Annotated in this window: 22 protein-coding genes; 3 read left to right on the top strand and 19 right to left on the bottom strand. The window is 27.7% G+C overall.

All coding sequences use genetic code 11. From position 1 onward, the window contains the following. Window positions 1-19: 19 nt before the first annotated feature. The gene (locus ACTTBK_RS02335) at window positions 20-1,045 is read right to left on the bottom strand and encodes a COX15/CtaA family protein (protein ID WP_440618392.1); all 1,026 of its coding nucleotides are present in this window, start codon (window positions 1,043-1,045) and stop codon (window positions 20-22) included. 43 nt (window positions 1,046-1,088) lie between these two features. Between ACTTBK_RS02335 and ACTTBK_RS02330 the strand changes: the two genes are divergently transcribed. Further along, window positions 1,089-1,379, top strand: coding sequence for a chorismate mutase (locus tag ACTTBK_RS02330; RefSeq protein WP_075506733.1), 291 nt, complete (start codon window positions 1,089-1,091; stop codon window positions 1,377-1,379). 1 nt (window position 1,380) lies between these two features. Here ACTTBK_RS02330 and ACTTBK_RS02325 read toward each other — a convergent pair whose 3' ends face one another. The 6 genes from ACTTBK_RS02325 to ACTTBK_RS02300 are packed head-to-tail and all read right to left on the bottom strand — an operon-like array spanning window position 1,381 to window position 3,895. Further along, window positions 1,381-1,572, bottom strand: coding sequence for a 50S ribosomal protein L33 (locus tag ACTTBK_RS02325; RefSeq protein ID WP_023853780.1), 192 nt, complete (start codon window positions 1,570-1,572; stop codon window positions 1,381-1,383). Next, window positions 1,573-1,935 carry a MerR family transcriptional regulator gene (locus ACTTBK_RS02320; RefSeq protein ID WP_428080067.1) on the bottom strand — a complete coding sequence of 121 codons (363 nt, stop codon included), beginning with the start codon at window positions 1,933-1,935 and terminating at the stop codon, window positions 1,573-1,575. Beyond that, window positions 1,928-2,227, bottom strand: coding sequence for an HU family DNA-binding protein (locus ACTTBK_RS02315; RefSeq protein WP_440618391.1), 300 nt, complete (start codon window positions 2,225-2,227; stop codon window positions 1,928-1,930). The genes ACTTBK_RS02320 and ACTTBK_RS02315 overlap by 8 nt, the downstream gene beginning before the upstream one ends. Continuing rightward, complete coding sequence (plsX, locus tag ACTTBK_RS02310) at window positions 2,228-3,229, bottom strand: phosphate acyltransferase PlsX (protein WP_440618390.1); 1,002 nt, start codon at window positions 3,227-3,229, stop codon at window positions 2,228-2,230. A gap of 13 nt (window positions 3,230-3,242) precedes the next feature. Continuing rightward, on the bottom strand, window positions 3,243-3,425 hold the full coding sequence (gene rpmF / locus ACTTBK_RS02305; RefSeq protein WP_023853776.1) for a 50S ribosomal protein L32: 183 nt from the start codon (window positions 3,423-3,425) through the stop codon (window positions 3,243-3,245). 2 nt (window positions 3,426-3,427) lie between these two features. After that, the gene (locus ACTTBK_RS02300; protein WP_440618389.1) at window positions 3,428-3,895 is read right to left on the bottom strand and encodes a ubiquinol-cytochrome C chaperone family protein; all 468 of its coding nucleotides are present in this window, start codon (window positions 3,893-3,895) and stop codon (window positions 3,428-3,430) included. Between ACTTBK_RS02300 and bamE the strand changes: the two genes are divergently transcribed. After that, window positions 3,894-4,376: an outer membrane protein assembly factor BamE domain-containing protein gene (gene bamE / locus ACTTBK_RS02295; protein ID WP_440618388.1), complete on the top strand. Its 483-nt coding sequence runs from the start codon at window positions 3,894-3,896 to the stop codon at window positions 4,374-4,376. The two genes, ACTTBK_RS02300 and bamE, sit on opposite strands and share 2 nt — an antisense overlap. Here bamE and ACTTBK_RS02290 read toward each other — a convergent pair. The 11 genes from ACTTBK_RS02290 to ACTTBK_RS02240 form a co-directional block, all read right to left on the bottom strand. Beyond that, window positions 4,363-6,468: a sodium-translocating pyrophosphatase gene (locus ACTTBK_RS02290; protein WP_440618387.1), complete on the bottom strand. Its 2,106-nt coding sequence runs from the start codon at window positions 6,466-6,468 to the stop codon at window positions 4,363-4,365. The two genes, bamE and ACTTBK_RS02290, sit on opposite strands and share 14 nt — an antisense overlap. 76 nt (window positions 6,469-6,544) lie before the next feature. After that, entirely contained in the window at window positions 6,545-7,504 is a 960-nt protein-coding gene (gene thiL / locus ACTTBK_RS02285; RefSeq protein ID WP_440618386.1) for a thiamine-phosphate kinase, read from the bottom strand. Further along, window positions 7,497-7,898, bottom strand: coding sequence for a transcription antitermination factor NusB (locus ACTTBK_RS02280; RefSeq protein ID WP_440618385.1), 402 nt, complete (start codon window positions 7,896-7,898; stop codon window positions 7,497-7,499). Before ACTTBK_RS02280 ends, thiL begins: the two co-directional genes overlap by 8 nt. Continuing rightward, on the bottom strand, window positions 7,895-8,284 hold the full coding sequence (gene ribH, locus ACTTBK_RS02275) for a 6,7-dimethyl-8-ribityllumazine synthase (RefSeq protein WP_440614335.1): 390 nt from the start codon (window positions 8,282-8,284) through the stop codon (window positions 7,895-7,897). Before ribH ends, ACTTBK_RS02280 begins: the two co-directional genes overlap by 4 nt. Next, window positions 8,284-9,384, bottom strand: coding sequence for a 3,4-dihydroxy-2-butanone-4-phosphate synthase (gene ribB / locus ACTTBK_RS02270; protein WP_440618384.1), 1,101 nt, complete (start codon window positions 9,382-9,384; stop codon window positions 8,284-8,286). The genes ribH and ribB overlap by 1 nt, the downstream gene beginning before the upstream one ends. Then, window positions 9,371-9,964, bottom strand: a complete 594-nt coding sequence (locus ACTTBK_RS02265) for a riboflavin synthase (protein ID WP_440618383.1) — start codon at window positions 9,962-9,964, stop codon at window positions 9,371-9,373. Before ACTTBK_RS02265 ends, ribB begins: the two co-directional genes overlap by 14 nt. Further along, the gene (gene ribD, locus ACTTBK_RS02260) at window positions 9,957-11,069 is read right to left on the bottom strand and encodes a bifunctional diaminohydroxyphosphoribosylaminopyrimidine deaminase/5-amino-6-(5-phosphoribosylamino)uracil reductase RibD (RefSeq protein WP_440618382.1); all 1,113 of its coding nucleotides are present in this window, start codon (window positions 11,067-11,069) and stop codon (window positions 9,957-9,959) included. The genes ACTTBK_RS02265 and ribD overlap by 8 nt, the downstream gene beginning before the upstream one ends. Then, entirely contained in the window at window positions 11,050-11,508 is a 459-nt protein-coding gene (gene nrdR, locus ACTTBK_RS02255) for a transcriptional regulator NrdR (protein WP_440618381.1), read from the bottom strand. Before nrdR ends, ribD begins: the two co-directional genes overlap by 20 nt. A gap of 3 nt (window positions 11,509-11,511) precedes the next feature. Next, entirely contained in the window at window positions 11,512-12,819 is a 1,308-nt protein-coding gene (gene glyA / locus ACTTBK_RS02250) for a serine hydroxymethyltransferase (protein ID WP_440618380.1), read from the bottom strand. A gap of 6 nt (window positions 12,820-12,825) precedes the next feature. Beyond that, window positions 12,826-13,251 carry a ribose 5-phosphate isomerase B gene (rpiB, locus tag ACTTBK_RS02245; protein ID WP_440618379.1) on the bottom strand — a complete coding sequence of 142 codons (426 nt, stop codon included), beginning with the start codon at window positions 13,249-13,251 and terminating at the stop codon, window positions 12,826-12,828. A 1-nt stretch (window position 13,252) separates the two neighbouring features. Continuing rightward, window positions 13,253-13,891 (bottom strand): aspartyl/asparaginyl beta-hydroxylase domain-containing protein, encoded by a 639-nt coding sequence (locus tag ACTTBK_RS02240; RefSeq protein WP_440614331.1) that lies wholly within the window; start codon window positions 13,889-13,891, stop codon window positions 13,253-13,255. 73 nt (window positions 13,892-13,964) lie between these two features. Here ACTTBK_RS02240 and hemB point away from each other — a divergent pair, with 73 nt between their 5' ends. Beyond that, entirely contained in the window at window positions 13,965-14,954 is a 990-nt protein-coding gene (hemB, locus tag ACTTBK_RS02235; RefSeq protein WP_440618378.1) for a porphobilinogen synthase, read from the top strand. Here the strand turns inward: hemB and recO are convergent, their stop codons facing one another. After that, entirely contained in the window at window positions 14,955-15,635 is a 681-nt protein-coding gene (gene recO / locus ACTTBK_RS02230) for a DNA repair protein RecO (protein ID WP_440618377.1), read from the bottom strand. It abuts the gene before it with no gap. Between the last annotated feature and the right edge of the window lies 1 nt (window position 15,636).

Raw genomic sequence — 15,636 nt, 5'->3', positions numbered from 1 at the left:
ATATGTCTACAAATAGAAATTAATTAATTTGTCTTTTATATTTTGAGATAAATATAAAATACAAAGTTGAAAGTATTATCAAAATAGAATTTATCTGGTGTAAAGATGCAAATAACATTTTTACTCCAGATAAAATAGTTATCACTCCAAGTAAAATTTGAAATGCCAAAGTCAAACCAATTAAAGTAATAGGTTTGTATAATTTTTTGTTTCCAGTATTAATTACTTTAAAGAGGATTAGGGCATAAATGACCATAATTAAGTATGCTAAATTTCTATGTATAAATTGAACAATAGAAGGATTATCAAAAACTTTTAAATTCAAAAGCTCTTTAAAACTACTATCATCAGGAAAATAATTAACACCCATCAATGGCCATGTGTTATAAATTTTACCAGCATCCATACCAGATACAAAAGCGCCTATAATTAATTGCAAAAATAATAAAACTAAAAAAATTTTTAATAAAAAAAGATTAATAGAAACTGTTTGATTTGAAGAGGATGATAACTTTAAAAATTGCCAATATACAATTGATAAAATGATAAAAGCTGTTACCAAATGTATTGCTAGCCTATAATGACTAACATCAATTCTTTCAACTAATCCACTAGATACCATGTACCAACCTAAAAATCCTTGAAAACAAACCAGTAAAAAAATAAGTCCGTATTTTTTTATAATCCAAACTCCTTGTTTTACTGAAAAATAAACCATTGGGAGTAATACGGTTAAACCAATTATTCTCCCTAACTGCCTGTGTCCCCACTCCCACCAGAATATTACTTTGAATTCATCAAGAGTCATATTGAAATTTTGTTGGCTGTATTCAGGAATTGTTTTATATAAACTAAAATATTCCAACCATTTTTCATTTTTAAAAGGAGGAAAAAAACCTAAAAATAATTCCCAAGTAGTAATTGATAAGCCAGAGTCAGTTAATCTAGTCAAGCCTCCGACTAATATTATTAAAGAAATTAAAACTAGTAATGATAGCATCCACAATTTAAGTTGATTATTTAAATGATTATTCTCACTGTACATGCTCAGATAAATATAATAATTATTAAGTATTCCAATAAATTAAATGTCGCCAAATAATAAAAAAAAACTAGATTTAATAAGAGTTAAGCTAGATAAATTAGATAATAAACTGTTATCACTTATAAAATATAGAACAAAGCTAGTTGAGGAAGTTTTAAAGCTTAAAGAATTTAAAAAAGAAATCGTAGATAAGAAAAGAATTAATTTTATTTTAAAAAAAATTAAAGCAAAATCCTTAAAACAAGGCATAGATCCAAAAATAACTAATCGCATTTGGAAAAATATGATTTGGTCTTATATTGATTACGAAAGAAGAAATTTTAAAAAAAAATAATTTATTTACTATGTGGTGGAAGCTTTTTCTCCACAAACATTTCGTGTTTTCTTGTGTCCGGATTATATTTTTTTGCAGATAATTTTACTTTAGCTTTTTCGCCACCTGCAGGTTTTTTTACGTAATAAAAGTAAGGACTATCAGGTTTAGCTTCAGGTACCATTCTAACTTTTACGTGTGTTTTTTTTGCCATTTATTTTAGTGTTTTTAAAATACTTGATATTTTAGTTAACTTATTTTTTAATTTTTCAGCTTTTATAGATTTATCTGCCATTTCGTCAAGCTTTAAAGTATCTTCATTATCAAGGATCTTTTTAACTCCATTAATTGTCATTCCTTGATCTTTTAGCAAATATTTAATCTTCTTAAGAAGATCAATATTTTTTTCATCATAGTATCTTCTATTAGAATTAAGAATTTTTGGCTTGATTTGTTTAAACTGTGTTTCCCAAAATCTTATTATGTGAGTAGGCAAAGAACCCTTCTTATTGACTTTTAAGTCTAAAATTTTAGCAACCTCACCAATAGTTTTATAAGCTTGATCAGCTTTATCCATAATCTTTAAGATTTATAAACTCTTTAAATTCTTTTGAAGGTTTAAATAAAACAACATCCCTACTAGATATTACTTTAGTTTCCTTAGTTTTTGGGTTTCTGCCAATTCTACTTTTTTTTTGTCTTATGGAAAAAGTCCCAAATTTAGATAATTTAAGTTTTTTCTCAGATTTAATGTTGGAAACAATAGTATATAAAAAATCATCAATTAAGTTTTCTGAAATCTGTTTAGAAAAACCTAGTTGCATATACACTAAATTAACTAAATCTTTTTTAGTTAAATTTATTCTCATTTAAAGATTCTGTTTAATCTTTTCTATCAAATTACCTTTAACAATTCTATGACAAACATCTAATGAGTTAGCAAAGCCAACGTAGTCGGTACCACCATGACTTTTTACTACTGGAGAGTCTAAACCTATAAAAATTGCACCATTGTACAGTCTTGGATCTAATCTTTTTTTAAATTTTTTTAAATTTGAAATGTTTAGAAGAGAAGATAGTTTTCCTATCCAATTTCCAGTCATCGCTTTTTTTAATTCACTTGTAATAAAATTTGCAGTTCCCTCAGCTGTTTTTAATGCTACATTTCCTGTAAATCCATCTGATACAATTACATCAACTTCACCATCCATAATGTGATTACCTTCAATGTATCCAGAAAAATTAAAATTTTCAGATTTTTTGTCATTAAGAATTTGATAAGTTTCCTTTATTACTTCATTACCCTTTAATTCTTCTGAACCAATATTCAATAAAGCAACATTGGCTATTTCATCTGGGTATAATGAATTATAAAGAGCAGCTCCCATCGATGAAAAATCACTTAAATTTTTTGAACTACACTCAATATTAGCTCCAAGATCTAATACAACGCTCATACCTTTTTTATTTGGCCAAAGCGCAGACAAAGCTGGTTTGTCTATATTTTCGATCATTTTAAGATTTAATTTAGATACAACTAATAGAGCACCAGTATTACCAGCAGATATAACTATATCAGCCTGCTTTTCTTTAACACTATTAATTGCAAGCCACATGCTTGTGTCTTTTCCTCTTTTTGCACCTTCTAAAGGACTGTCTGTACTTTTAATTGCATTCTCTGTATGAAAAATTTCATAGAACTCTTTATTAATTTTATTTTCGATTAATGGAGAAATTTTATTTTTATCTCCAAATATTTTGTAAAAAATGTTTTTATTTGATTGATGGTTATAAATAATACCATCAATTACTTTGCTTGGTGAACCGTCACCTCCCATTGCATCAACTGCAATTTTAATTTTTTCGGACATTAAGATTAATATACTATTCTTTTGGGTCTAAAACTTGTCTACCCTTATACATGCCAGTTTTTAAATCTAGATGATGAGAAAGCCTGTATTCACCTGATTTTTTATCCTCAACTATATTTTTAGTTGAAAATTTCATTGTTTGTGCCCGTCTCATTCCAGTTCTAGATGGGGTTTGTTTTCGTTTTGGTACAGCCATAATTATGGGTTACTTACACTTTTTAAATAATAATTCAAAGTTTTTTTTGATAAATTTAAGTTAAATTCATCAAAATAATCAAGTAAATCATTAATATTATTAAAATCTTCTAAAAATATTGATAATTTTTCAATTTTATCTGATTTCGATAAATCGTTCCAAAAATGAATCTCAGAAACCATTGAATGAAACAAATTAATATAATCTTTCATTTTTTTGTTTATAGATTGGTCTCCATATCCTATTTCTCTAATGCTCAATTCTAATTGTCTAAAGTTAAAATCATAAATTTCTTGTAATACTTTTTTATTTTCCTCACTTTTATAATTTTTTAAAAAAAAAGAAAAATGGAGTAAAAATAAAGTTAATCTGTCTGAAAAACTATCTTCCCTATTTAAATTCTTATATAAATCTTTATTTCTAGTGAAATTAATTAAATTGTTATAAATATGTATATACACATTACTCATGAATAAATTATATATATTTTTTTTATTTTTAATACTTTCAAATTGCTCTTTTAAGCCTGTTGTAAAACATCATGGTGTTCCTTTTTTAGAAAAAAAACAAAAAACAATTTTTGTAAATAAATCTAATAAAAATGATATTATAAAAATTTTAGGAAATCCTTCAACCAAAAGTAAATTTGATAATGATATTTGGATATATATTGAAAGAAAACAAACACAATCAAAACTAAAAAATTTAGGGAGAATGAAAATTTTTAAAAATGATGTGTTGGTTTTAGAGATTGATAAATACGGTATATTAAAAAAAAAAGAATTCTATAATATAGATGATATGAAAAATATTGAAATTGTTCGAACAAACACAGAAGTAGGTTTTGAAAAAAATTCCTTTATTTACAAATTTATGTCAAGTATGAGACAAAAAATGAATGACCCTCTAGGTACGAGGGCCAAAAAACGTAAAGAAATTAACCAGCGATAACTGCTAACAATAATAAAGCTACAATATTAGTTATCTTAATCATTGGATTAACAGCTGGACCTGCTGTATCTTTATATGGATCTCCTACTGTATCACCAGTTACAGCAGCTTTATGAGCTTCTGAACCTTTTCCACCATGATTTCCATCTTCAATATATTTCTTAGCATTATCCCATGCCCCACCACCAGCAGTCATAGAAACAGCTACAAATAGTCCGGTAATAATAACTCCTAAAAGCATAGCTCCAACTGCAGCTAAGGCAGCTACCTGACCACCTATTGATAGAATTATAAAATATAAAACTACAGGAGATAACACTGGTAATAATGATGGAATTATCATTTCTTTAATTGCAGCAACAGTTAACAAATCAACTAATTTTGCATAATCAGGTTTTTGTTTTCTTTTCATGATACCTGGAAATTTTTTAAACTGCCTTCTTACTTCTACTACGACAGCACCACCTGCTCTTCCAACCGCTTGCATTCCCATAGATCCAAATAAGTAAGGTAACATCCCACCAATTAACAAACCAACTACAACATAAGGGTTTGATAAATCAAAAGTTACAACTATTCCTTCAAGAGCTGATCCTGCTTCTTTAGAAAAATGTTTAATATCCTCAGTGTAAGCTGCAAATAAAACTAGTGCACCTAAACCAGCAGAACCAATCGCATATCCTTTTGTTACAGCTTTAGTTGTGTTACCAACAGCATCTAAAGCATCAGTAGTTTTTCTAACTTTTTTATCCAAGTTAGACATTTCTGCTATTCCTCCGGCATTATCAGTAACTGGACCATAAGCATCTAACGCAACAACCATTCCAGCTAATGCCAACATTGTTGTAACAGCAATTGCAATACCAAATAGGCCCGCAACAGAATTTGTAATTAAGATACCAGCAACAATAATTAATGCGGGTATTGCTGTTGCTTCCATTGATACAGCTAAACCTTGAATAACATTAGTTCCATGACCAGTTGTTGACGATAAAGCTACTGATTTAACAGGTCTATAACTTGTACCTGTATAATATTCTGTAATCCAAATTAATAAACCAGTAATAACTAAACCAATTACTCCACAGTAATATAAATCCATTCCATTAAATGTATTTCCATTAACAGTGTATTCATTAGTAAAACCAATTACATGATCAGTTACAGGCCAAAGAATAACTAATGATGCAACGGCAGATACAATAAACCCTTTGTATAATGCATTCATCACATTGTTATCTTTTCCAAGTTTAACAAAAAATGTACCTATAATAGATGTCAATAAACAAGCAGCACCAATTGTAAGAGGATAAATCATCATATTAAGATCACCCACAAAGAAAATAGATGATAAAACCATAGTTGCAACAATAGTAACCGCATATGTTTCAAATAAATCAGCTGCCATTCCAGCACAGTCACCGACGTTATCTCCAACGTTGTCAGCAATTACTGCTGGATTTCTTGGGTCATCCTCAGGAATACCAGCCTCAACTTTACCAACTAGATCAGCTCCAACATCTGCACCTTTAGTAAAAATACCTCCACCTAATCTTGCAAAAATTGAAATTAAAGAAGCACCAAACCCTAAAGCGACTAGTGCATTCACTATTTCTCTTTCATCTACTTCAAATTTCAATAATAAAAAATAATAAACTGCTATTGCCAACAATGCTAAACCAGCAACCAACATACCAGTTACAGCACCAGATTTAAAAGCCACTGAAAGACCTTGAGCTAGACCTTTTCTTGAAGCTTCAGCAGTTCTCACATTGGCTTCCACAGAAACTAACATGCCGACATATCCTGCAATACCGGATAATGCTGCACCTATTAAATAACCAAGACCAACTAATGGGCTAAATGCAATACTAACAATTACAAGAACAGCTGCACCAACAATTGCAATTGTTTTGTATTGTCTTGCTAGATAAGCTTTTGCTCCAATTTGGATAGCTGATGCAATATCTTGCATTTTTGCATTCCCTGCACTTGAATTTAAAATGTTTTTTCCAGTTAAGAACCCGTAAACGATAGATAAAAAACCGGCTCCGATTGTGTATAATAAAATAGTTTCGACAGTTGCGCTCATATAACCCTTAGTTGTTGGTTGTTAATTTTTTAAGCCCGGACAATACAAAAAAAGTCAAAAAAGACAATAATTAACTTTAAAATTGGTGGACATAACCAATAACATTATTGGCGATTTTTCTGCCTTTTTGATCTAAAATTAAAGACTTGTTTTTACCAGATAAAATAGTTCCTATTTTAGAAATTTTTACACCGATAGATTTACTTAATTTATTTATGATTCTGGCATTGTTTGGTTTAGCAGTAAACAAAATTTGATAATCATCTCCATTAGAAACTAGATCAATTTTTTTTAAATTCTTACTATTGATTAGGTGGTTAAGATTTCTTGATACAGGAATAAACTTTTCATAAATTTTATAAGAAACATTTTGCTTGTTTATTAATTTATTCAAGTCTGTGATTAAGCCATCAGATATATCCATAGAACTAGTTGCTAGAGAAAGTAAATTTTTAGAAAACTTATTTTGGATATCAGGCATATAATATTTGTTTATAAAATACTTCGTTTTAGATTTATTTAATTTTATCTTATTCTTTAAAGCTAGAAGTCCAATAAAACTATCACCTAAATTTCCTGTAACATATATATCATTATTTACATTAGATTGATTTCTGTAGATTATTTTTTTTGAATATCCAACTGAAGTTATTGTAAAACTAAGTTTATTAGAAAAAGTTGTATCCCCACCTCCTAATAATAAATCATATTTTTTCTGCTCTTCCCTTAAAGAATTAGATATTTTTTTAAGATTATTTTTTGTAAAGTTTTTTTTGTTCCCTGATCCAGCAATAAAATAATATTTCGGTTCTACTCCTTTACAGATTAAATCAGAAATTGATGATCTTAAAATTTTTTTAATAACTAAATCTGGTTTTTTAAAATCTATAAAATGTGTACCTATGTTGTATGTATCTACTGAAATAACTAATCCTTTTTTTTTATCAAAAAAAACATCATCGTTTAAATTTAAAGCTGCTTTATTTTTTTTAGAAATATTAGAAAAATAATTATTTATTAATTCAAATTCATGCATTTGTTCTTAATTTTTTTCCAACATTATCAAGCAAAGCATTTAGATACTTAGTTTGTGAATTTTCTAAGAAATAATTTGATGAATTTAAATACTCTTTAATAATTATGTTTAAGGATAAATTAGGTTTGTACATTAATTCATATGTAGCAGCTTTTAAAATAGTTTGAAAAACCTTATCTAAATTTTCAAAGACAAAATCTTCACCTAATTTGTTTTTTAATTCATCTATAATTAGATCATTTCTTTCGATAGTTCCTAGTACAATATCTTTAATAAATTTTTTAAATCTGTGTTTTGGAAAATGTAATTCATCGTCTTCGTTATAAAATTTACCGTAAAGTTTTTGAATTATTATAACTCTAGGATTATTTTTTGGATTAAAATGTGTTCTCATTTTTGAGATAAAACAGAAATTACTGCTTCAGCTGCTTCCGCACCTTTTTTCTTTCTCGCTTTAGCTTGAGACATATTCAAACAAGTAATTATTCCATTCCCAATTGGTTTTTTACTTGAAATTGATAATTCCATAATACCATTGGTTGCTGCTTGAGAAATAAAATCAAAGTGAGGGGTTTGACCTTTGATAACACAGCCTAAAGCTAAAAAGGCATCATACTTATTTATGTTTTTTGAAATAGTTACTGGGATTTCAAAAGCTCCTGGAACGTTAATAACTTTTATATTATTTTTTTTTGAGATTAATTTTAAAGCACTTTTAAGTAATCCATCTGCAATATCTTTGTAATAATCAGCTATAACAATCAAAATTTTTTTTTTCATTATATCAATTCTTGTTTGGTAATTTTTATACCATAACCATCCAAACCAATAACTTTTTTTGGTGATTTTGTAATTAATATCATATTTTTAATTTTTAAATCTTTTATAATTTGAGCTCCAATTCCATAATTTCTTATTAATTTATCATTACCCTTTTTATAAAAATCTTTATTTTTATAATCTTTCAGAGTTTGGGTTACAGATTTTAAATTAGAGTCTTTTATAAAGACTAATACACAATTGTTATATTTTTTAAAATAATTTAAAGTTTTGTTAAATGAGTTTGGTAATTGTTGATTAATTAAATAATTTTGAACTACATTTGAAGAGATTACTCTTACCCTTGGAGTAATAAACCTTTTTATTTTTCCTTTAATTAGAGCAAAATGTTCTGCACCATCAATTAAATTTTCATAAATTCGAATATTATACTTTTGATCTTTTACAATTATCGAGCTTTGTTTTTTTAATTTAATTAATTTTTCTTTTTTAAGTCTATAAGCGATCAAATCTTCAATCTTTCCTATTTTAAGTTTATGCTTATTTGCAAAATTAAATAAATCCTTACCTTTGGCCATTGTTCCATCTTCATTCATGATTTCACAAATAACAGCTGAATTATTTTTTTTTGCCAATTTTGAAATATCAACTGAAGCTTCAGTATGACCAGCTCTAACAAGGACACCTCCATCTCTTGCTATTATTGGAAACACATGACCTGGAGATACAATTTCATTTTTGTTAGCATTTTTCTTTGAAGCAACTTTAATTGTTTTTGCTCTATCCTTTGCTGAAATTCCTGTTGTAATTCCTTTTTTTGCTTCAATAGATATTGTAAATGCAGTTTTATTTCTTGATTGATTAATTGGTGACATTAATGAAAGGTTTAATTTTTTAGCCTGAACACTATCGAGAGCTAAACAAATTAAACCTCTGCCATACTTGGCCATAAAATTTATATTTTTTGAATTTGTATCCGATGTCGATATTACTAAATCGCCTTCATTTTCTCTTTTTTCATCATCAACCAATATGAACATCCCACCTTTTCTGGCAATGCTAATAATAGTTTCTATTGATGCAAAATTATTTTTTGTCATTAAAATAATTTCTTACATATTTAGATAAGATATCAATCTCAATATTTACCAAACTAGATTTTTTTAAAGTAGATAAATTAGTTTCTTTATATGTATGAGGAATAATCCAAATTTGAAAACCTTTTTTTGTAATTTTTGAAATTGTTAGAGAGATGCCGTTTACACATATTGAAGCCTTCTCTATTAAATGTTTTCTCTCCTTTTTTGGTATTTCAAAATCAAAAATATAAGATTTATCTATTTTTTTAATAAAATTAACTATTCCAACTGTATCAACATGACCTTGGCAAATATGACCAGAAATTTTAGTTCCATATTTCAAAGGTAACTCTAAGTTCAAAACATCATTTGTTTTGAGAAATTTAAATTTGGACCTAATTAAAGTTTCATTAGATAAATAAAACTCCATTATTTTTGACTTATAGGAAATTAATGTGAGACATACCCCATCACACGCGACCGATAATCCCATATCTTTTGATGAAACCTTTAAGTTGCTTTTAATAAATATATTGATGCCTTTTGGTCTTTTAGTGATTTTTTTGACAATACCTTGGTTATATATAATTCCGTTAAACATAATTTTTATATAATTCTATTTTATCTTTTTTTAATTTCAGATTTAGTTTTGACTTATATCTATATTTTGATTTTAAAGTATTTAAACTGTTAAATTCAACAAATTCTGTGTTTTTTGATAAATTATTTGAACTTTTAAACAAATAAAATTTACTAAAAATTTTATCATTTATGAATGATTTTGTAAGTTTATCTCCACCTTCAACCAATAAATTTCTACTTCCTAAAGAATAAAGTTTTTTTAATATTTCTTTTAATTTGAATTCTTTATTTTTATTAATTTTAGATTTGATTAATAAGACTTTTTTAGATTTAAATAATGAGATTTTTGATTTTGTTGCTTCATTATAAAAAATAATTGTTTTTATTTTAGTTGCAGATTTTATTAAGTAAGAGTTTGGATTAGAATTTAGCTTGCTGTCTAAAATAACTCTTATAGGTGAAAAATTATTTTTGTTTTTAAGTCTGCAATTAAGTTTTGGATTATCCTTATTCAAGGTTTTGTGTGAAATTAATATTGTATCATTTTTATATCTTAAAAAATGTGAAAACTTATCAGAATAAATATTAGTAATTTTTTGCTTTTCTTTACTATAAATTAAATTGTTCTTTGAAACTGCAATTTTACCTATAACAAAAGGTATTTTATTTTTTCTGTTAAAAAAATAAGGATAGTAAAAACGACTGATTTCATTTTTTAAAAGATTTTTTCTAACTTTTATTTTACTTGATTTTAATACTTTAAAAGATTTGCCGCTAACACGTTCGTCAATATCAGAAATTGAATAAATAACTTCTGATATTTTTGATTTAATTATTAAATTAGTACAAGGTGGTGTTTTTCCTTTATGACAACACGGCTCTAATGTGACATACATTTTTGAACCAGCAACATTTTCAATAGAGTCTTTAATTGCATTACGTTCAGCATGAGGTCTTCCATTATGTGAAGTCTGTCCTATAGATATAATTTTATTATTTTTAACAATTACACATCCAACAGATGGATTGGTACCGGTTAAACCTTCGCGAGCAATTGCCAAATTAAGGGCAATTTGCATGAATTGTTTATCTTTAATGTTAAAATTATCTTTTTTTGTAGACATCTAATCTGTCCACGAATTGCACAAAGTCTTTTTCTTCTCTAAAATTTCTATAAACGGAAGCAAAACGCACATATGCTACAGGATCAAGCTCTTTTAATCCTTCCATAACCATTCTTCCAATTGTACTTGTTGATATTTCTGTTTGTCCAAGTTCTTCTAATGATCTTGAGATTTTACTTATAAATTTTTCTACAGTTTCAGTATCAATTGGTCTCTTTTTTAATGCTATATAGATTGATTTAGATAATTTATCTCTGTCAAAAGAAGATTTTCTTCCATTTTTTTTAACTACCATTAATTCTCTAAATTGAATTCTTTCAAAGGTAGTAAATCTTTCACCGCATATACATAATCGTCTTCTTCTGATTGCAGTTCCATCTTCAGTTGGTCTAGAATCTACAACTGATGTATCACCTTTTTTTTCACAAGGACAAATCATTATTTATAAATTTTTATATATTGGAAACGATGAAGTTAGATTAATAACTTCATTTCTTACTTCGTTTTCAACTTTACTGTTATCATCAGGATTTTCAGACAAACCTTTAATAGTTTTTGTTATCAATTCACCTACAGTTTTAAACTCATTTAATCCAAATCCACGTGTAGTAGCAGCTTGAGTGCCCAATCTAATTCCCGATGTAATCATTGGCTTCTCTGTATCAAAAGGTATTCCATTTTTATTACATGTAATGTTAGCTCTTGATAGACTTTCCGCTGCAAGATTTCCTTTAACATTAAAAGGTCTTAAGTCAACAAGCATTAAATGAGTATCAGTTCCATCTGAATAAATTTTAAATCCATTATTTTTTAAAGTTTCGGCTAAGATTTTTGCATTAGCTAAAACAGATTTTATATAATCTTGAAAATCTGGTTGAAGAGCTTCTAAAAAACCAGCAGCTTTAGCAGCAATAATATGCATCAAAGGTCCGCCTTGATAACCAGGGAAAACAGCTGTGTTAAATTTTTTACCAAGCTCCTCATCATTAGATAAAATTATTCCACCTCTTGCACTTCTAAAAACTTTATGTGTAGTTGAAGTTACAACATGAGCATAATCACATGGATTTGGATACCCTTTACCAGCTACAAGTCCTGAGAAATGTGCCATATCAACCATTAAATAGGCTCCTACCTTATCAGCTATTTCTCTAAATCTTTTAAAATCTATTACTCGAGAATAAGCACTGCCTCCTGCTATTATTAATTTAGGCTTGTGTTCTAAAGCAAGTCTTTCAACATTATCATAATCAATAAGTTCAGACTCTTTATCAACGTCATAACCTATAGCGTTAAACCATTTACCTGACATAGATATTTTCAATCCGTGTGTTATGTGTCCACCTGAATTTAAACTCATTCCCATAAATGTATCTCCAGGATTTAATAAAGCTAAAAATACAGCACCATTTGCTTGGGCTCCAGAGTGAGGTTGTGCATTTGCATATTTACAATTAAATAATTTTTTTAATCTCTCAATTGCAAGACTTTCTGCAACATCTACATATTCGCAACCGTTATAGTATCTTTTTCCAGGATATCCTTCGGCATACTTATTAGTTAATACTGATCCTTGAGCTTCAAGAACAGCTTGTGAAACTATATTTTCTGATGCAATTAATTCTATATGTTGTTGTTGTCTTAAGAGTTCGTCTTTTATAGCTTTGTATAATTCAGGGTCCTTGCTAGATAAACCATCTTCAAAGAAACTCTTATAACTATCGTTTAAATAACTTTTTTCACTAGACATAATCAATTATATTTTTTTTACTCTTTTTAAGTGTCTTCCACCTTCGAACTTTGTATTTAAAAAAATGCTAATAAATTTTAATGCATTTTTTTTACTTAGTAATCTAGAACCTAATGTAATGATATTTGCATCATTATGCAATCTAGATAATTTAGTCGATTTTTCATTAAAGCATTGAGCGGCTCTAACATTTTTATGTTTATTTGCCGCAATATTCATTCCAGTCCCTGATCCACATACCAAAATACCAATATTTTTTTTAGATGAATTTACTTTTCTTGCAACTTTATGCGCGTAATCTGGGTAATCAACACTGTTCTCATTTGAGGGACCAAAATCTTGAAAATTAATTTTTTTCTTCTCTAAATAAATTTTAATTGCTTCTTTAAGTTTAAAACCAGCGTGATCTGAAGAGATAAATATCTTTTTCAAATTAATTGAATTTATAATCTAGCACACAAGCAACAAGGTGGACTCTATTTTCTTCACCACCATTAAATGCATTATGATATTTTGTGTTATTAGTCACCCACACAGAACCATCCGCTGGCATATGTTTTGCAACATTATCTATAACCATTAAGCATCCAGGATTAGTTACAATTGGAATGTGCAGTCTTGGTTCTGGATCTCTATGCCAACTTAAAGTTGATCTTGGTTCTTTTAGCAAAATTCTTACTCTACCCAATTTGTATTTGCTTGATAAAACATCATAAACTTCTTTAAAATAAGTGTTCTCATAATCTTTTATAAATTCAGAATAAGCTGCTTCATCAATTTCAACATCTCTAGAAACTTCTTGTCCAGTTTTATCAGGTTTAGTCCAGTAAACACCTCTAGCTTTATTGCCTTTGATTGAGTCAGGATCACCAGGAATTTGGGTTAATGAAATTGCTCCAAAGTGTGTTATCCCAGCATCTTCGAATTTTTTTGTCTTAATAATTTGGTTATAGGCCTCTTGAAGTTTGTTTATATCAAATTTCAAGTTTTGTTTTTGAAAATCACTAAAATCTAAAACTCTTTCTTCTTTTTTTAGGTTTAGGTTTACAACTTTTGTGTTATCAATGCTCATAAAAATGGTTTTGTACTTAATTTAAGAGTTATTTGTATAATACATTTGTCGCATTAATAAAGTAAATTTAAACATGATTGTAGGAAAATATCCAAGCCTAAGATTAAGAAGAAACAGAAAATCTTCTTGGACTAGAAAACTCGTGCAGGAAAATACCCTAAGTTCTAATGATTTTATTCTTCCAATTTTTCTTATTGATGGCGTAAATAAAAAACAACATATAAAATCGATGCCTGGCGTCTACAGGTATTCAGTGGATAGAATCGGTCAAATTATTGATAAAGCGATAAGCAAAGGAATTCCAATGGTTGCTCTTTTCCCAAACACAAAAAAGTCATTAAAAAATGAACTAGGATCAGAAGCGCTCAATGAAAATAATCTTGTTTGTAGAGCATCAAGAATGATTAAAAAAAAATACAAAAATCAAATTGGAATTATGTGTGATGTTGCATTGGATCCTTATACCTCTCATGGACATGACGGGTTAATCAAATCTGATAAAATTTTAAATGATGAAACAATCCAAGTTTTAATAAACCAATCTTTACTTCAAGCTGAAATGGGTTGTGATGTTTTAGCTCCATCAGATATGATGGATGGAAGGATTGGTAAAATTAGAAAAGCAATCGATCAAAACAATTTCCAAGAAGTTCAGATTTTATCTTATGCAGCAAAATATGCATCCAGCTTTTATGGTCCCTTTAGAGATGCTGTGGGATCAAAAAGTTCATTAAAAGGAGATAAAAAAACATATCAAATGGATTTTAGAAATTCTGATGAAGCATTAAGAGAAGTTGCTTTGGATATAAAAGAAGGAGCTGATATGGTTATGGTTAAACCAGGAATGCCATATTTGGATATAATTAAATCAATTAAAGAAAAATTCAAAATCCCAGTTTTTGCATATCAAGTATCTGGTGAGTACAGTCTAATAGAAAATGCTATTAATAAAAACCTTGTAAATAAAGATGCAGTATATGAAAGTTTAGTGGCTTTTAAAAGAGCTGGTGCAAATGCGATTGTGAGTTATTACGCTGATCGAATTGACAAAATAATAAAGTAATCACCTTAAAGTATTTAGAAATAACAATCTATTGTTTGGAAAATTAATATTATTTGGTTTTAAAATTGTTTTATCTAGATAATCATTAACTAACTTCAAACCTTTTAGTAAAATTTTAATATCTTCAACCTCTTTATCTTTTTCAATAAGAAAGTTTGGAACATATTTTTTTTCATTTGATGATGAAACATAGTAAACAGTTTCTTTATTTTCAGTATCTTTCACTACTAAGTTTTCTAATTCTAAATCATAACCTAATATTTTGAGTAATTCTAATTCCCAAAAAATATATTTTTTTAACCAATTTTTATCTTGTAAAATTAAAAAGAAATTTTGAATTATGAAAAAAACTTTTTCATTTGATTGTGCATCTGCTGTTAAAATTTTAATCAAATTCATTGCAGAAGTTAAGCATGATAATTTTTGTCTGTCATCAAAATACAAAGGACTGTAAGCATTTAAAATTTCAATTTTAAAATAGCCAATTCTATTTTCATTTTTTGAATTATAATTAACATGCAACTTATTTCCAATTTGCAGATAATTTTTAATTTTTTTTGATGTTCCACCAAATATGATACCTGATACTTTACCTTTCTCTTTGGTGAAAATTTCTACAATTAAGGAATTTTCATTATATCTATTTTTACTTATCAAAAAACCTTCATCAGACCAATTCATA

Origin of the sequence: Candidatus Pelagibacter sp. HIMB1493 (genome assembly GCF_052047995.1) — a bacterium.
Lineage (GTDB): Bacteria > Pseudomonadota > Alphaproteobacteria > Pelagibacterales > Pelagibacteraceae > Pelagibacter.
Note: the sequence above shows the minus strand (reverse complement) of the source record. Positions and strands in the feature narration are given on the sequence as shown.

What these genes read in the sequence shown, in the direction of transcription:
- ACTTBK_RS02325 (WP_023853780.1), bottom strand. Translation starts at nt 1,572, where the DNA reads ATGGCAAAAAAAACACACGTAAAAGTTAGAATGGTACCTGAAGCTAAA.
- ACTTBK_RS02300 (WP_440618389.1), bottom strand. Translation starts at nt 3,895, where the DNA reads ATGAGTAATGTGTATATACATATTTATAACAATTTAATTAATTTCACT.
- ACTTBK_RS02335 (WP_440618392.1), bottom strand. Translation starts at nt 1,045, where the DNA reads ATGTACAGTGAGAATAATCATTTAAATAATCAACTTAAATTGTGGATG.
- thiL (WP_440618386.1), bottom strand. Translation starts at nt 7,504, where the DNA reads ATGCATGAATTTGAATTAATAAATAATTATTTTTCTAATATTTCTAAA.
- ACTTBK_RS02320 (WP_428080067.1), bottom strand. Translation starts at nt 1,935, where the DNA reads ATGGATAAAGCTGATCAAGCTTATAAAACTATTGGTGAGGTTGCTAAA.
- ACTTBK_RS02265 (WP_440618383.1), bottom strand. Translation starts at nt 9,964, where the DNA reads ATGTTTAACGGAATTATATATAACCAAGGTATTGTCAAAAAAATCACT.
- ribD (WP_440618382.1), bottom strand. Translation starts at nt 11,069, where the DNA reads ATGTCTACAAAAAAAGATAATTTTAACATTAAAGATAAACAATTCATG.
- bamE (WP_440618388.1), top strand. Translation starts at nt 3,894, where the DNA reads ATGAATAAATTATATATATTTTTTTTATTTTTAATACTTTCAAATTGC.
- recO (WP_440618377.1), bottom strand. Translation starts at nt 15,635, where the DNA reads ATGAATTGGTCTGATGAAGGTTTTTTGATAAGTAAAAATAGATATAAT.
- nrdR (WP_440618381.1), bottom strand. Translation starts at nt 11,508, where the DNA reads ATGATTTGTCCTTGTGAAAAAAAAGGTGATACATCAGTTGTAGATTCT.
- ACTTBK_RS02280 (WP_440618385.1), bottom strand. Translation starts at nt 7,898, where the DNA reads ATGAGAACACATTTTAATCCAAAAAATAATCCTAGAGTTATAATAATT.
- ribH (WP_440614335.1), bottom strand. Translation starts at nt 8,284, where the DNA reads ATGAAAAAAAAAATTTTGATTGTTATAGCTGATTATTACAAAGATATT.
- ACTTBK_RS02330 (WP_075506733.1), top strand. Translation starts at nt 1,089, where the DNA reads ATGTCGCCAAATAATAAAAAAAAACTAGATTTAATAAGAGTTAAGCTA.
- ACTTBK_RS02290 (WP_440618387.1), bottom strand. Translation starts at nt 6,468, where the DNA reads ATGAGCGCAACTGTCGAAACTATTTTATTATACACAATCGGAGCCGGT.
- ribB (WP_440618384.1), bottom strand. Translation starts at nt 9,384, where the DNA reads ATGACAAAAAATAATTTTGCATCAATAGAAACTATTATTAGCATTGCC.
- ACTTBK_RS02240 (WP_440614331.1), bottom strand. Translation starts at nt 13,891, where the DNA reads ATGAGCATTGATAACACAAAAGTTGTAAACCTAAACCTAAAAAAAGAA.
- plsX (WP_440618390.1), bottom strand. Translation starts at nt 3,229, where the DNA reads ATGTCCGAAAAAATTAAAATTGCAGTTGATGCAATGGGAGGTGACGGT.
- ACTTBK_RS02315 (WP_440618391.1), bottom strand. Translation starts at nt 2,227, where the DNA reads ATGAGAATAAATTTAACTAAAAAAGATTTAGTTAATTTAGTGTATATG.
- glyA (WP_440618380.1), bottom strand. Translation starts at nt 12,819, where the DNA reads ATGTCTAGTGAAAAAAGTTATTTAAACGATAGTTATAAGAGTTTCTTT.
- rpmF (WP_023853776.1), bottom strand. Translation starts at nt 3,425, where the DNA reads ATGGCTGTACCAAAACGAAAACAAACCCCATCTAGAACTGGAATGAGA.
- hemB (WP_440618378.1), top strand. Translation starts at nt 13,965, where the DNA reads ATGATTGTAGGAAAATATCCAAGCCTAAGATTAAGAAGAAACAGAAAA.